Origin of the sequence: Rhodococcus sp. 21391 (genome assembly GCF_016772255.1) — a bacterium.
GTDB lineage: Bacteria > Actinomycetota > Actinomycetes > Mycobacteriales > Mycobacteriaceae > Rhodococcus_F > Rhodococcus_F opacus.
In genome coordinates this window covers 1,100,804-1,114,914 of the sequence record NZ_CP063781.1, presented here as the reverse complement: position 1 = coordinate 1,114,914, position 14,111 = coordinate 1,100,804, and the positions used below count along the sequence as shown (strand labels likewise).

Sequence of the window (14,111 nt, the reverse complement as noted above, 5' to 3'; positions counted from 1 at the left end):
GCTCCCAGGCTAAGCGTCCGCATGTGAGTGCCGCGGCGTGCCTGAGGACACTTTGCCACTCACGTGGGAGGCGGCGGCCAGTGCTTCCTCGAACTCCCGCCGGCCCGACTGCGATCCGAGCAGCAGCGCGAGCCGGGTCAGGAATCCCTCGCGGTCCGATTCGCCCGCCTGGTCGAGCGCCTCGGACAGTCCCATCCACACGTTCTCGCGCAGCAGTTCGTCCGGCGTCGCCGTCGTCTCCGTATGAGTGGGGACGACGCCCAGCGCGGGGGCGGTTGCCGTTTTCAGGTGATCGCGGACGTCGCCGAGTAGCGACAGGTCCCGGACCCGGCACAGGACGAGTCCGTCCGGGCGGATCACGAAGCACTCACCCGCGGATGCGCCGAGGGCCTGCGCCAACGCGCCGTCGGGGTCGTCGAGGACCGTCAGGTCGGCCGCCCCGTCCACCGCCGCCCCCGGTGCCGGGACGACGACCGCCCGCACCGATTCCGGCGACAGCGCCATTGCGAGCGCGGACGCGTGTGCGGCGATCATCCGAGCACCGGCCGGGTCGACTCCGACACCGAGCACCGCGAAACCCGTTCCCCGGACACGGTTCAGCGAAGACTGCACCGACCCGTCGGCGGTGGTGACGCGGACGCGGACGCGCCGGTCCTCCATCGGATCCCCGGGCAGCACGCCGGTCGTCCCCTCGGCCACCGGCCACGTGAGCGGCGACAGGTGCGCGTGCGTCGCACTCGACTGCCGCGGGTTGACGAGGTGACCGAACTCCGGACGGGTCGTGGCCAGCGCCAGCACCGCGTCGCGGGTGGTGCGGTAGCCGTGGCTGCCGGGCGACATGATGAGCGTCGACTTGCCCGCGTTGTCGACGTTCTGCTGCCAGGCGGCGCGCCGTTCGGCCGAATACGCCTGCAGGAGAGACTCGCCCGCGGTCCCGTGGACGACGGCGGCCAGGGTCCAGGCCAGGGTCTCGGCGTCCTCCATGCCGGAGTTCAGCCCGCGGACTCCGAAGATCGGCACCAGGTGGGCGGCGTCCCCGGCGAACAGGATGCGACCGTGCGTGAAGTCGTCCAGCGCGAGCGCGTGCGCGCGGTAGAAGCCGTGCCATTCGAGGGTCCACGGCACGTCGTTCTCGAGCCAGTCGAGGTGCCGGGTGATCCGGTCGCGGATGTGGTCTTCCTGTGTCTCGAGTTCGGCGTCGTCGGCGCTGTCGAGTTGGTAGTCGATGCGCCAGATGTCGCGGGGCTGCTGATGCATGATGATCGTCGAGCCGGGGTTGCTCGGCGGGTCGAACCACACCATCCGCTCGGCGGGCAGCGTCGATTCCCAGTGGATGTCGGCGATGACGTAATTACCCTGATAGCTGTTTCCCTGCAACCGGATTCCGGCGAGTTCACGCATTCGGCTGCGACCGCCGTCGGCGGCCACCACCCAGCGCGCGCGCAGGCGGCGCGCACCGAACGCGGTGTCGACGTCGAGCGTCACGTCCTCGTCCGACCGCAGCACCCCGGCGACGCTCGACGACCAGTGGAAAGTGATCAGCGGGTGCGCGAGCAGTGTGTCCGTCATGATCTGCTCGATCTCGGACTGCGACACGTTGACCATGGGCCCGCGGACGTCGTGGTCGCCGTGCGCCATCTCGAAGTGCAGCACCTGTTCGTCGCGGTAGAAGCTGCGCCCACCCACCCAGGGGAGCACGATCTTCTCGAGTTCCGGCCCGAAGCCGAGCCGGGCGGCCACCTCGAGGCTGTGCCGGGAGATACAAATGGCGCGGCTGCCGAACGACACCTGGTCGGCGGCCTCGAGCACGGTGACGGGGATGCCGCGCTGCGCGAGGCCGAGTGCCACGCCCATGCCGACCGGTCCCGCGCCCACGACGACGACGGGCAGGGCCTCGTCGGTTGCACCGGTCGACGCGAACTCCGTCGCCGGGTACTTCTGTGGCTGAAAGTAGGTGGACATGTCAGGCGGCCTCCGCTTTCCGGCGCTTGGTGGTGGTTTCCGGCAACAGCAGGATCGAGACGAGACTGACCACGGCGATCACCACGAAGTAGGCGGTGACGGCCGTCGAGGTGCCGAACGCTTCGAACAGCCACGTCGCCATGAACGGTGCGAGCCCACCGCCGAGGATGGCGCCGATCTGGTAGCCGAGAGACGCACCGCTGTAGCGGATGTGGGCGGGGAAGAGTTCCGCGAACAGTGCCGACTGCGGCCCCGCGGTGGTGCCGAGGACCGCCGCCATCACGATCATCGCGAGCAGCATGACGGGGATCGACGCCGTGTCGATGAGCGGGAAGAACACCGCGGCCACGATCACCAGTGCGATCGAACTCCACGTGTACACGCGGCGCCGGCCGAGCACGTCCGACTTCCAGGCCGACAGGGCCATGCCCGCCATCCAGACCGGGCACGCGGCGATCAGCAGTGTAAGCATCGTGGCTCGGCTGTAGCCGAGTTCCTTCGTGCCGTACGTCAGGACGTACACCATGAACACGTAGGCGATGCCGTTGGTCGCGATGAACGTGCCCGCCGCGAGCAGGACCGTCCGCCAGTTGCGGGTCAGCACCTCGACGATCGGCATCTTCACGATCGTGTCGCTCTCCTTGGCCTCCGCGAACGCCGGGGACTCGAAGACGCCGAGCCGAATCCACATCGCGACGCCGACGAGCACGGCGCTCATCAGGAACGGCACCCGCCAGCCCCACGTCTGGAACGCGTCGTCGGACAGCAGCTGGGTGACGGCGAGGAACACGACGTTCGCCATGATCACTCCGGCCGGAACGCCCATCTGCGGTGCCGCGCCGTACAGTCCGCGCTTGCCTTCCGGGGCGTGCTCGGTGGCCATGAGCACCGCACCGCCCCATTCGCCGCCCACACCGATGCCCTGGACGAACCGCAACGCCACCAGCAGGATGGGTGCGGCCACCCCGATGGCCTCGAAGTTCGGGAGCAGGCCGATGCCGACGGTCGCGGCGCCCATCATCGTCAGCGACAGCACCAGCATCGACTTGCGCCCGATGCGGTCACCGAAGTGGCCCATGACGACACCGCCGATCGGGCGGGCGATGAAGCCGACCGCGAACGTGGCGAATGCGGCGAGGGTTCCGGCAAACGTCGACGCGCCGGGGAAGAACTGCGGTCCGATCACCAGGGCTGCGGCGGTGCCGTAGATGAAGAAGTCGTACCACTCGATCGCGGTACCGACGAAGCTCGACAGGACTGCCCTGCGTGCTTCCTTGTGAGACACCGGCGGTGTCGCCTCGGTGATTGCCGTCATCGTCTGCCTTCCCGGTTCTGCTGCGCGCGCACTCATCGCGCTACCGGAAAACAATGACCCGACTCACATACATCTGAAAAGCGGAACTATCCCCACATGAATTGCAGAAAAACCGTGGAAGTCGTGAATGCGCAGCTCAGGGTGTGACGAACCGGATGAATGCCCGCGCGACCCGGCTCAGCGTCGCCTCCTGATGCCACGCCACCACCACGGCCACCGACGCCGGTTTCGGGTCGGCGATCGGTTTCACGACGACGGGCAGCCCCTCGTACGTGACATCCACCCGGGGTCGCTGCAGCAGCAGCGTCCACCCCAGACCGCGTCCGACGAAGGCCCGCGCCGTCTCGAAGTTCGCGGTCCGATACGCCACCCGGGGCGCGAATCCGGCCTCCCGGCAGACGTCCATCGCATGGTTGGTGCTCGGTGGCGCGTCCAGCAGCACCATCGGGTGCTCGGCCAGATCCGCGAGCCGCACCGGCCCGTCGACACCCGCCAGCGGATGCTCCGCCCCGAGCACCACCATCGGCTCGCGGGTCATGAGCGGCACGGTCTGCCACTCCGGGGAGAGGTCGAGGTCGTAGACGATGGCGACGTCCAGTTCGCCGCCCTCGAGCTGCGTCCGCAACCGGTTCTGGGTGTCTTCCCGGAACTCCACGGACGCCCGCGGGTACTCCGCGGTGAACGCGTACAACATCGACGGCAGGATCGTCGGGCCGAGCGCCGGGTAGCAGCCGACGGCGATCGGCCCCGCCACGACACCGCCCTCCCCGGATGCGTCGGCCTGCAACTCCCCCGCCTGCTGCAACAGGGCACGCGCCCGCGACAGCACCGCCTCCCCCGTCGGGGTCAGCTGCACACCGCGGGCCCGCCGGCGCACACACAACTGCGCCTTCAGTGCCTTCTCCAGGTCCGTCACCGCCGCGGACAACGCCGACTGCGACAGGTGCATCCGCTCGGCCGCACCACTGATCGTCCCGGTCTCCGCCACCGCCACGAACGCCGCCAGCTGGCGCATCGTGTACACGGGGACGTTGTCGGGGCGGGGCATGCAAGAACGGTAGCGCGGACAATTCAGTGTCCGGTGGTCGCCGGGACCTGCGCGAGCACCTCCCGGGTGGCGGCGACCAGCCGCGCGAGCCACGCGTCCGTGCCGACGACCCGCCGGAGCGGCTCGTTGGGGAGTTCGATGCTCACCGGCAGGCCCGCCGGCAACGTCGCCCAGATATCGGCGAGCGGGATGCCGCCCGACCCCGGCACCAGCCGCTCTTCGCGCGCCTGACGGATCAGTTCGGCGTCGTCCGTGGGCGCAGGCACCGAGCCGTCGCACATCTGGGCGTAGTGCAGCCACTCCCGAGGGATCGCCGCCAGGTCGTCGAGCGTGGTGCTCGACCGTCCGACGTGCAGCCCGTCCACCAGCACGCTGCGCGCCGACCCGTCGGCCTGCGACACGATCTCGACCGCGGTGGTCGCGTCGGGCACGGCCGTCCACGGCATGAACTCGAGGCTCGCGACGATGCCGTACTGCGCGCACAGTTCCGCGAGCCGGGCGTAGGAGTCGGTGAGCCGGGAACGGTCGCGGTCGTCACCGCCGACGAGCATGGCCTTCGCACCGAGCCGGGCGCCCGCCTCGAGCAGCGGAACGTACGACTTCGGGTCGAAATCGGCTCCCAGCCGGATGATTTCGAGGTCGAACACCTCGATCGACGAATCGTCGAGACGCCGGACCAGCGCGTCGAGGGCGGCGTCGTCCTCGTGCAGCGGGTAGGCGGTGGTGCCGGGCGCGGCGGGCAGCAGCCGGATGCCGATGGTGTCGAAGCCGTGCTTCTCGGCGAGGTCCACCTGCTGCAACGGCGCGGTGTCCAGCACGGTGAGTGCGGCAAGGCCGAGTGGGGCGGTCATCGCAGATCTCCTGTCGTCGAGGCGAGGCGGCGACCGGTGAGGTAGCCGAAAGTCATGGCCGGGCCGAGGTTGATGCCGCCGGACGGGTAGTGGCCGCCCATGACGCTGGACTGGTCGACCCCGACGGCGAACAGCCCGTCGATCGGCTGGTCGTCGTCGTTCAGCACCCGCGACGCCCTGTCGGTGACCAGACCGGCGAACGTGCCGAAGCTGCCGGGCACCACCTTGACCGCGTAGAACGGGCCTTCTTCGAGCGGTGCGAGGGAGGCGTTGGGCCACGGATTGTCGGCGTCCCCGGACCCGACGGTGAACGGGGTGGTGCCACGACCGAACTCGGGGTCGACGCCGTCGCGGGCGCCCTCGTTGAACGCTGCGACCGTCTTCTCCAGGCCGTCGGGGTCGACGCCGATCTTCTCGGCCAGCTCGCGCACCGTGCGGCCGCGGGTGAGGTAGCCGGACTTCAGGTACGGCCACGTGGGGATCGGCAGCGGCTTGGCCATGCCGAGCGGGAAGTACCGCAGGTACCGTTGGTCGGCGATCAACCAGGAGCAGACCTCGTCGCCGTCGGGGACCTGTTCGACCATCGCAAGAGTGTAGTCGTGGTAGCCGAGGGCCTCGTTGACGAAGCGGCGACCGTCGGCGAGAACGCCGATGGCGCCGGGCTTTCCGCGGTCGAGGATGTGCGGGAACACGCCCTCCTTGCCGTTGCGGTATCGGATGATCGACACCGGGCAGTACGCCACCGGCGATGCGACCGAGCGGTCGAGTCGGCCGCCGACCGACTCGCCGAGGGTGATGCCGTCGCCGGTGGTCGTCGACGGGGTGAGGGTCCAGTGTTCACGGCCCGTGGGTGTGCGGGGGAAGTGTTCGCGGCGCCGGTCGACGTCGCGACTGAAGCCGCCCGTCGCGAGGACGACTCCGCGGCGGGCGGACACGGAGTAGGCCCCGTCCGGGCCCTCCAGCCGGACACCGGTGACGGTGCCCGCGGAGTCGGTGGTCAGCGCGGTGGCCGCCGTGCTCACGCGGATCTCGACGCCGGCGTCGAGCGCCGACCGCAGCAGCCGGCCGACGAGCGCGGTGCCGTTGACGAGTTGCTGGCCGCGGCGTGTGGTGGCGAGGTCGAGCAGGTGCGTGGACACCCTGCGGGCGCAGTGCACGAACGCCTTCGCCGAACGCGTCGAGTGCAGGAAAGCCTGGAGGTCCGGGCCGGCCATGATGCCCATACCGAGGAACGACGTCTCGTAGAGCTGCCGCCGGAGCAGCGCCGCGACGTCGGGGCCGAGCTTCCGGAGGCTCACCGGCTTCGGCCCGACGGAGCGGTGTCCCGTGCCCGCACCCGGTGTGTCGCCGTGGATGTCGGCGATCTTCGCGCCCGGAACGAATTGCAGCGCCGTCTTCCTCTCGAAGAACTCGACCATCACGGGTGCGCCGTCGAGCAGGGCATCGACCTTGGCGGCGTCGAAGTTCTCGCCGAGTCGGTGCTCGAGATAGGTGCGCGGCAGCGAGCGATCCTCGTTCACGCCGTCCGCTTGCGCGAACAGGTTCCGCGGCGTCCACATCCAGCCGCCGGACCACGCTGTCGCGCCGCCGCACGTGGCCGCCTTCTCGACGACGAGGACGGAGGCCCCCCCGTCGGCTGCGGCCACGGCGGCGGACAGACCGCCCGCTCCGGAGCCGATGACGACGACGTCGTAGGTGGCGATGGTGTGTTCGGGGGTCATAGCGTCTCCTGAGCGGATGTCGTTGCGAAAGTCGTTGCGGGCGTGAGGTCGACGACCCGGCCGGTGCGCGAAGACTCGTAGATCGCCGCGATGATCGCCAGCGAGGCGCGCGCGTCACGTCCGGTGACGGCAGGATCGCGACCGGTCAGGACGGCGTCCGCGAAGTCCTGCACCTGGAGTGTGTGGAAGTCGGCGAGTCCGGCGTTGACTTCGGTGACGTCGAGATTGGCGCGGACGTCAGCTGGGAACGGGGCACGGAACTCCACTTCGCCGGGGACCGTCCAGATCTCGTTGACGCCCTCCCGGCCCTCCGGGAACTCGAGGACGCTCGCAATCGCACCGGTCTGCCCTATCACGGTGACCCGGTTGCCGAGGTTGTGGTTGGCGCCGGTGGTCGCGGTGACGGTAGCCGTGCCGCCCGACGCGAACGAGACGACGGCGGACGCGCTGTCCTCGGTCTCGATGTGGTCGCCGTGTGTGTGGGTGCGGATGAAGCCGCTCACCGAGACGGCCTCACCCATGAACCATTGGAGCATGTCGATCTGGTGGACGGCTTGCGTCATCAGGACACCGCCGCCGTCGGTGTCCCACCGTCCGCGCCACTCGTCGGCGGAGTAGTAGGACGACGGGCGGTGGAGAAGCACCGACGCCTCACCGAGCACCGGAATGCCGATCCGGCCGTCGTCGATGGCCGTCCTGATCCGCCTCGCGGCCGGCCAGAACCGGCGCTGGAACAGCACACCGAACGTGATGCCCGCGCGGTCGGCGGCCGCGATCATCCGGTCGGCCGCGGCGACGTCGACCGCGATCGGCTTCTCGCACAGCGCGTGGATCCCGGCCTCGGCGGCCGCGACGACCACCTGCTCGTGCACCGGATGCGGGGTGCAGACGGTGCACGCATCGAGGCCGAGGGCGATCAATTCCTCCACCGAACCGACGGCCCGCGCGATGCCGTGCGCGGATGCGAACTCGCGGGCGCGGTCGACGTCAGGGTCGCAGCAGCCGACCACCTCGACGCCGGTCACCTGCTGCAGGGCCCGTGCGTGGTTGCCGGCGATCTTTCCGCAGCCGACGATGCCGATACGTAGTGCCATCAGTAGTGCTCCTCGGTTTCGACGTCCCTGGCCGCGGACTCGCCGCGGTCGAGACGGTTCAGGGCGTCGACGTCCGCGCCGGTGAGCCGCACGTCGAGGGCGGCCAGGTTCTCGGCCTGGCGCGCGGGATTCGCGGATCTCGCGACCGGCACGACACCCTGCGCGAAATGCCAGGCCAGGACCACCTGCGCGGGGGTGCGGTCGAGGCGCCGGGCGATGTCGGTGACCACGGGCGAGTCGAGCACTACGCCGCGGCCCAGCGGGCTCCACGACTGCGTGAACACGCCGAGTTCGTCGTTCGCGCGCCGGACGGGCAGCCGGGCGAGCGACGGGTCCATCTGGATCTGGTTGACTGCCGGCGCTTCTCCGGTTTCGGTGACGACGCGACGCAGGTGCGTCTCCAGGAAATTGGAGACGCCGACGTAGCGGACGAGGCCGGCGTCGCGGCACGCGAGCATCGCCTCGAACGCCGCCACGTACCTGTCGTGGCGGGGCAGCGGCCAGTGGACGAGGAACAGGTCGAGCCGATCGAGTCCCAGATTCTTCAGGCTGCGCTCGACCGCGCCGCGGATGTCACCCGACACGTGATCGCTCCCCCGCAGTTTCGTGGTGACGAACAGCTCCTCGCGGGGCAGTCCGCACTCCGCGAGCGCCACACCCACACCGTCCTCGTTGTCATAGATCGTGGCGGTGTCGACGAGCCGGTAGCCGGCTTCGATGCCGGACAGCACGGCCCGGGTGGCGTCCGGGCCGGTCAGTGGCCAGGTCCCGAGACCGAGGGGCGGGATGTCCATCATGCGCTGACCTCCTCGCGGGCTTCGGCGGCCGCGGTGATCTTCGCGGCGACGTCGGCTGCGGTGACGAGAGCGGCGTGGATGGAGCCGCCGTCGCCACTCGCGTCACCGACCGTGTGGACGCCGAGTCGCGGTGCCAGCGACCGCACTGCGGCGAGCAGGTCGGTGCGCGGCTCGACGCCGTGCGAGATCAGCAGTTCACCGGGAGCGTCCACCACCCGCTCGTCCCCGGCGGTCGAGATCACCACCCGGTCTTCCTCGATCCGCGTCACGATCGACGACAGATGGGTGGTGAGGTTCGCACTCGCCGCGAGCCGCGGCAGCAGCACGATCTTGCCGCGTCGGCCGACATCGTGGGCGATCGTCTCCTGCGGGCCGATCATGACCACCTTCGTGCCGTGCTGGAGCAGGTCGTCGGCGACCGCGGCCGCTTCCCGGTCGGCGCCGAAGATCGTGATCGCCTCGGGTGCAGGGTCTCCGGATTCCAGGAACTCGCGAACGTCGCGGACCCTCCGGGTGTCGGCCCCGGGGAGGTCGACCTCGGGTCCGCGGCCGCCCGTCGCGAGCACGACAGCGTCGTAGTCGAGTTCCGCCAGTGCGGCGGCGTCGACCCGCGTCCCGGTGTGGCAGGTGATGTCGAGGCCGACGATCTCGGCGAGGTACCAGTCGACGATCCGTGCGTACTCGGGGTACTCGTGTAGTCGCGAGGCCAGCGCGAAATCGCCACCGAGACTGCCGCGTTCGTCGTACAGGTCGACTCGGTGCCCGGCGAGCGCGAGGTCGCGGGCGGCCGCCATGCCCGACGGCCCGCCGCCGACGACGGCGACACGCACCGCCACGTCCGCCGGCTTCGACGGCTGCTCGAGTTCGCGGCCCACCCACGGATTGACCGAGCACGGAACGGGTCCGGCGGCGAGGCTGTCGATGCAGTAGTTGCAGGCGATGCAGGGCCGGTACCGGCCGCCGTCCAGCGCGCGGTTCGGGAAGTCCGGGTCGGCGTGCAGGGTGCGGGCCATGCTGACGAAGTCGGCCTGCCCGGATTCGATGATCTGCGCCGCGACCTCGGGTGAGCTGATCCGGCCTGCGACTCCGACGGGGAGGTCGAAGTCCCGCGTGTACTGCTCGGAGAACGGGGCGAGGAGCCCGCGCGGCCACTCGCCGGGTTGGATGATCCACTGCCCGGATTCGTAGTTACCGGCGGAGACGTCGAGGAAGTCGAGCCGGTCGGTGGCGATCGCGTCGATCCGGGCGCGGGTCGTCTCCGCGTCGAGACCGCCGTCGACGGCCTCGAACGCCGAGAATCGCAGTCCGAGAGCGATACCCGGTGCCATCGCGCGCACGGCGTCGATCACCTTGTTGACGAACAGTGCCGGATCGGCCCACTCGTCGTCGCGGTGGTTGTACGCCGGCGAGAGAAACTGGTGGATGAGGTAGCCGTGACCGCCGTGCAGCGAGATCACGTCGACCCCGGCCTGCTGACAGCGCGCGGCGGCCTCACCGAAGCATTCGATGATGTGCTGGATGTCGTCGCCGTCGAGTTGCTCGGGCATTTCGCCGCCGACCACCGCGCACGGGATCGGTGACGGTGCGACAGGGACGAATCCGCTGACGGAACCCTGCGCGGTGCGGCCGCCGTGATTGAGTTCGACGCCGACAAGGGCACCCTGCGCATGAATCGCCTCGGCCATCTTCGCGATGCCCGGGATGCGTTCGTCGACGTCCACACCCATCTGCCGGACACGGCCCTTGCCGTCGGCCCGCACGTAGCTGGCCTCGGTGAAGACGAGTGCTGCGCCGCCCGCCGCACGGCGCTCGAGGTACGCGATGTACTCGTCGGTCATCGTGCCGTCGACCTCGCAGTAGTTGCGCTCCATCGGCGCCGACACGAAGCGGTTGCGCAGTCGCACTTTACCCAGGTCGAGTGGTGCGGCGAACGGACGCGCGGTCATCGGGACTCCTCGAGAACGGTCGGGGCGCACTGATCGGCGAGCAGTTCGCCGAGATGACGTCGCATGCGATCGGGGTCGGGCGTGACCCCGGTGAGGAGGGCGAACGTGTCGGCCGCCTGAGCGCCGAGCATCTGACCGCCATCGAGCACGGCGCAGCCGAGAGCGCTTGCTGCCGAGACGAGTTCGGTCCGCAGGGGGCGGTAGACGATGTCGGCGACCCACAGTCCGGGATGGAGCGCGCCGGTGTCGAACGGCGTTCCAGGATGTCCGACCATGCCGATCGGGGAGGCGTTGACGACGCCGTCGCAGCGTTCCAGGTTCGCTTCGATCGCGCCGAGGGGGATGGCCGTGACCCGCGTCTGCGGGAAGGCCGCCGCGAGGCGCGCGCAGACGTCCGCCGCGCGGGCCGGGTCGAGGTCGGCGACCCGCAGGTCCGTCACTCCGGCGGCGGCGAGCGCGTAGGCGACGGCCGAACCGGCACCGCCCGCACCGGCGAGGACGACGCGGCCGAGCGTGGCACCGGGCAGTCCCCGGCGCAGCGCCGCGAGGAATCCGCTGTGGTCGGTGTTGTGACCGATCAGCCGCCCGTCACGGACGACGACGGTGTTGACGGCACCGAGAAGTCGCGCGTTGTCGGACAATTCGTCGAGGGAGTCGACGACCACCTGCTTGCACGGGTGGGTGACGTTGAGTCCGGTGCAACCCGCTGCGACGGCCTGCCGCAGCGTGTCGCCGGAACGGTCGACGGGGATGCCCTCCGCCGCGACGTCGAGCAGGTCGTAGCGGTAGTCGGTCAGGCCGAGGGCGGCGGCCTCGTGCTCGTGCAGCGCCGGCGACAGGGACGTGGCGATCCCTGCCCCGACGAGGCGGATCCGGTGCCGGGTGGATACGGGGTGCATGAAAATCTCCTGCAGTGGTGAAGGTCCGGTCAGGCGTCGGTGCGGACGAGCGCCTGGTGCCGGGTGCCGACCGTCGTCGTGCCGGGTTCGCCAAGCTGCTCGGTGGGTGTGCGGTACGTCTCGGGGCCGGTGAGCGCGGCGACCGACGACAGCAGCGCGAAGCCCAGGCACATCCAGGCGACCGGGGTCCAGTTCGCGGTGTCGCCCGCCGACAGCCACTGCGCGATGGCCGGGGTGAAGCCGGCGACCAACAGTCCCAGCATGAGGCTCACGGCCATTCCCGTGTACCGGACCTTGGCGGGGAACTGCTCGGGGAAGTACGCCGGGTACACGCCGTTGGGCATCGCGTAGAACAGGCCGATCAGGACGATGCCGGCCGCGAACACCATCGGCGCGCTGCCCGTTCCGATCGCGTGGAAGAACACGAACACCATGCCCGCGGCACCGACGGCGCCCGTCACGAACACCGGTTTGCGGCCGATCCGGTCGGCGAGCATTCCGAACAGCGGCTGGGTGAGGACCGCGACGAAGTTGGCGACGGCGATAGCCCACAGCATCGTGGAGCGTTCGAGCCCGGCGACCTGCACGGCGTACGCCAGCGCGAAGACGTTGACGATGGTGTTGATCATCGCGAATGTCGCGCTGAGGCTGATGCGGATCACGGTGCGCCAGTGCGAGCGGAACATCTCGACGACGGGGATGCCCGCCGTGTCGTCGTGTTCCTTCAGCTCCTCGAATACCTCCGGCTCGTCGAGCTTGCGACGCAGCCAGACCGCAACACCCGTCACGAAGATGCTGAGCAGGAAGGGCACACGCCAGCCCCACGAGTAGAGCGCGTCGTCGGGCAACGCGGCCACGGGAATGAACACCAGGCTGGAGATGACGATGCCGAACATGATGCCGCTCATGGTGAATGAGGTGTAGAACGAGCGACGGTTGTCCGGTGCATGTTCGAGCGTCAACGCGGACGACCCGGGCGATTCGCCGCCGGCGGACAGGCCCTGCAGCAACCGCAGGAGCACCAGGATGATGGGCGCGGCGATACCGATTTGGTCGTACGTGGGCAGGCACCCGACGACCACGGTCGCGATACCCATGAGCAGGAGGCACGCCAGCAGCGAATTCTTGCGCCCGTATCGATCCCCGAGATGTCCCCACAGCACTGCGCCGAGTGGACGCGCGATGTACGCCACACCGAGCGTGCCGATCGACAGCAGGGTCGCCGTGGCGCCACCGCCCGGGAAGAAGATCCGCGGGAAGACCAGCGCTGCCGCGGACCCGTAGATGAAGAAGTCGTAGTACTCGAGCGTGCTGCCGAGGAATCCCGAGACGGCGGCCCGGCGGGCGTTCTCGTTCGGTTGTCCCCCGGTGTCGCGAGTAGACGTGCTTGCCATGGTGTTCCTTTCGTCCCAGGGATCCGGTGCGCCGCAAGGCTTCTTCGGAGGTGACCCACCTCACACGAAGTTCCGGACCGTGACGAGCGTGTCATGGCGGACTATGCGCAGTCCAGCGCAAAAAAGGTCTTAGATATAGACCGAAAATGTCCTAATCGGGAGTCGGGAGAATGTCCTCCGATACCGTGAGGGCCACCCGGAGCGCGTCGGAGACCCGACGCGGGGACCAGGCGAGTCCGTGGTTCATGTAGATCGGCTCGCCGGTGAGCGGCACGAACACCGTGCCCGGGGGCGTGAGCGCGGCAATACCCGACGTCATGAGCGCCACGCCGACACCCGTCGCCACCAGCATCAGGATCATGTACGGGTCGGTGATCTCCTGCACCACGCGGGGACGGAATCCCGCATCGACACAGGCCCGCATCGCGACCTCCTGCAATGCCGAGCCTGCCGACAGCGGTGTCGTGACGAACCCGTCTTCGGCGAGGTCGCGCAAGTCGATCTCCGGCTCCGACGCGAGCGGGTGGTCCGCCGGGAGCACCGCCCCGAACGGCTCGCGGCGGATCAACCGGGTGGACACCGAGGCGGTCTCCACGGGAAGTCCGACGAACGCGAGATCAAGTGCGCCACTGTCGAGTTGAGTGATGGCGTCGCGGGTCATGATGCGTCCGACGAGGGTGAGTTCGATGTCGGGGTAGCGCTGCCGGAGTGCACGGGTGAGCGGGGGCAGCGACAGGTGATTGAGCACGCCCGTGAAGCCGATCTTGATGCGGCCGTACACGCCCCCGGCGGACGCGCGGGTGGCCTGCCGCGCGATGTCGACACTCTCGAGAATGCGGTAGGCGTGCGGCAGGAACGTGTGGCCGGCCGACGTCAGGGCCACACTGCGGGTGCTCCGCTCGAACAACGGCACGCCGATGTCCTTCTCGAGTTTGCGCACCGTCTGACTCAGCGGCGACTGGGCCATCTGGAGCCGCGCGGCGGCCCTGCCGAAATGCAGTTCTTCGGCGACGGCGACGAACGCTTGCAGCCAGCGAATCTCCATCGGATTCCCTTCGCGAGTTTGACGAGTGTGGCTCAGCCC

General features: G+C 69.4%; 11 protein-coding genes. All 11 read right to left on the bottom strand.

From position 1 onward, the window contains the following. Window positions 1–9 precede the first annotated feature (9 nt). The 11 genes from GO592_RS05295 to GO592_RS05245 all read right to left on the bottom strand — a co-directional run bounded on the left by GO592_RS05295 (window position 10) and on the right by GO592_RS05245 (window position 14,072). Window positions 10–1,962 (bottom strand): FAD-dependent monooxygenase, encoded by a 1,953-nt coding sequence (locus GO592_RS05295; protein WP_007300376.1) that lies wholly within the window; start codon window positions 1,960–1,962, stop codon window positions 10–12. 1 nt (window position 1,963) lies between these two features. After that, window positions 1,964–3,277: an MFS transporter gene (locus tag GO592_RS05290; RefSeq protein WP_007300375.1), complete on the bottom strand. Its 1,314-nt coding sequence runs from the start codon at window positions 3,275–3,277 to the stop codon at window positions 1,964–1,966. Between the two features lie 136 nt (window positions 3,278–3,413). Further along, a complete protein-coding gene (locus tag GO592_RS05285) occupies window positions 3,414–4,325 on the bottom strand; it encodes a LysR substrate-binding domain-containing protein (RefSeq protein WP_005253940.1) in 912 nt (303 codons plus the stop codon). Between the two features lie 23 nt (window positions 4,326–4,348). Continuing rightward, the gene (locus tag GO592_RS05280) at window positions 4,349–5,176 is read right to left on the bottom strand and encodes a sugar phosphate isomerase/epimerase family protein (RefSeq protein ID WP_007300374.1); all 828 of its coding nucleotides are present in this window, start codon (window positions 5,174–5,176) and stop codon (window positions 4,349–4,351) included. Then, the gene (locus GO592_RS05275) at window positions 5,173–6,897 is read right to left on the bottom strand and encodes an FAD-dependent oxidoreductase (RefSeq protein WP_007300373.1); all 1,725 of its coding nucleotides are present in this window, start codon (window positions 6,895–6,897) and stop codon (window positions 5,173–5,175) included. Before GO592_RS05275 ends, GO592_RS05280 begins: the two co-directional genes overlap by 4 nt. Then, the gene (locus tag GO592_RS05270; protein WP_007300372.1) at window positions 6,894–7,991 is read right to left on the bottom strand and encodes a Gfo/Idh/MocA family protein; all 1,098 of its coding nucleotides are present in this window, start codon (window positions 7,989–7,991) and stop codon (window positions 6,894–6,896) included. Before GO592_RS05270 ends, GO592_RS05275 begins: the two co-directional genes overlap by 4 nt. Further along, window positions 7,991–8,788 carry an aldo/keto reductase gene (locus tag GO592_RS05265; protein ID WP_039952790.1) on the bottom strand — a complete coding sequence of 266 codons (798 nt, stop codon included), beginning with the start codon at window positions 8,786–8,788 and terminating at the stop codon, window positions 7,991–7,993. The genes GO592_RS05270 and GO592_RS05265 overlap by 1 nt, the downstream gene beginning before the upstream one ends. Beyond that, entirely contained in the window at window positions 8,785–10,734 is a 1,950-nt protein-coding gene (locus GO592_RS05260) for an oxidoreductase (RefSeq protein ID WP_007300370.1), read from the bottom strand. Before GO592_RS05260 ends, GO592_RS05265 begins: the two co-directional genes overlap by 4 nt. Beyond that, a complete protein-coding gene (locus tag GO592_RS05255) occupies window positions 10,731–11,633 on the bottom strand; it encodes a shikimate dehydrogenase (RefSeq protein WP_007300369.1) in 903 nt (300 codons plus the stop codon). Before GO592_RS05255 ends, GO592_RS05260 begins: the two co-directional genes overlap by 4 nt. Before the next feature lie 29 nt (window positions 11,634–11,662). Beyond that, window positions 11,663–13,027, bottom strand: a complete 1,365-nt coding sequence (locus tag GO592_RS05250) for an MFS transporter (protein WP_005253933.1) — start codon at window positions 13,025–13,027, stop codon at window positions 11,663–11,665. 151 nt (window positions 13,028–13,178) lie between these two features. Then, window positions 13,179–14,072: a LysR family transcriptional regulator gene (locus tag GO592_RS05245; RefSeq protein WP_007300368.1), complete on the bottom strand. Its 894-nt coding sequence runs from the start codon at window positions 14,070–14,072 to the stop codon at window positions 13,179–13,181. Between the last annotated feature and the right edge of the window lie 39 nt (window positions 14,073–14,111).

Bases quoted from the DNA above. Each gene is read 5' to 3' on its own strand.
- GO592_RS05280 (WP_007300374.1), bottom strand. From the start codon at position 5,176: ATGACCGCCCCACTCGGCCTTGCCGCACTCACCGTGCTGGACACCGCG.
- GO592_RS05265 (WP_039952790.1), bottom strand. From the start codon at position 8,788: ATGATGGACATCCCGCCCCTCGGTCTCGGGACCTGGCCACTGACCGGC.
- GO592_RS05255 (WP_007300369.1), bottom strand. From the start codon at position 11,633: ATGCACCCCGTATCCACCCGGCACCGGATCCGCCTCGTCGGGGCAGGG.
- GO592_RS05295 (WP_007300376.1), bottom strand. From the start codon at position 1,962: ATGTCCACCTACTTTCAGCCACAGAAGTACCCGGCGACGGAGTTCGCG.
- GO592_RS05285 (WP_005253940.1), bottom strand. From the start codon at position 4,325: ATGCCCCGCCCCGACAACGTCCCCGTGTACACGATGCGCCAGCTGGCG.
- GO592_RS05270 (WP_007300372.1), bottom strand. From the start codon at position 7,991: ATGGCACTACGTATCGGCATCGTCGGCTGCGGAAAGATCGCCGGCAAC.
- GO592_RS05245 (WP_007300368.1), bottom strand. From the start codon at position 14,072: ATGGAGATTCGCTGGCTGCAAGCGTTCGTCGCCGTCGCCGAAGAACTG.
- GO592_RS05260 (WP_007300370.1), bottom strand. From the start codon at position 10,734: ATGACCGCGCGTCCGTTCGCCGCACCACTCGACCTGGGTAAAGTGCGA.
- GO592_RS05275 (WP_007300373.1), bottom strand. From the start codon at position 6,897: ATGACCCCCGAACACACCATCGCCACCTACGACGTCGTCGTCATCGGC.
- GO592_RS05290 (WP_007300375.1), bottom strand. From the start codon at position 3,277: ATGACGGCAATCACCGAGGCGACACCGCCGGTGTCTCACAAGGAAGCA.
- GO592_RS05250 (WP_005253933.1), bottom strand. From the start codon at position 13,027: ATGGCAAGCACGTCTACTCGCGACACCGGGGGACAACCGAACGAGAAC.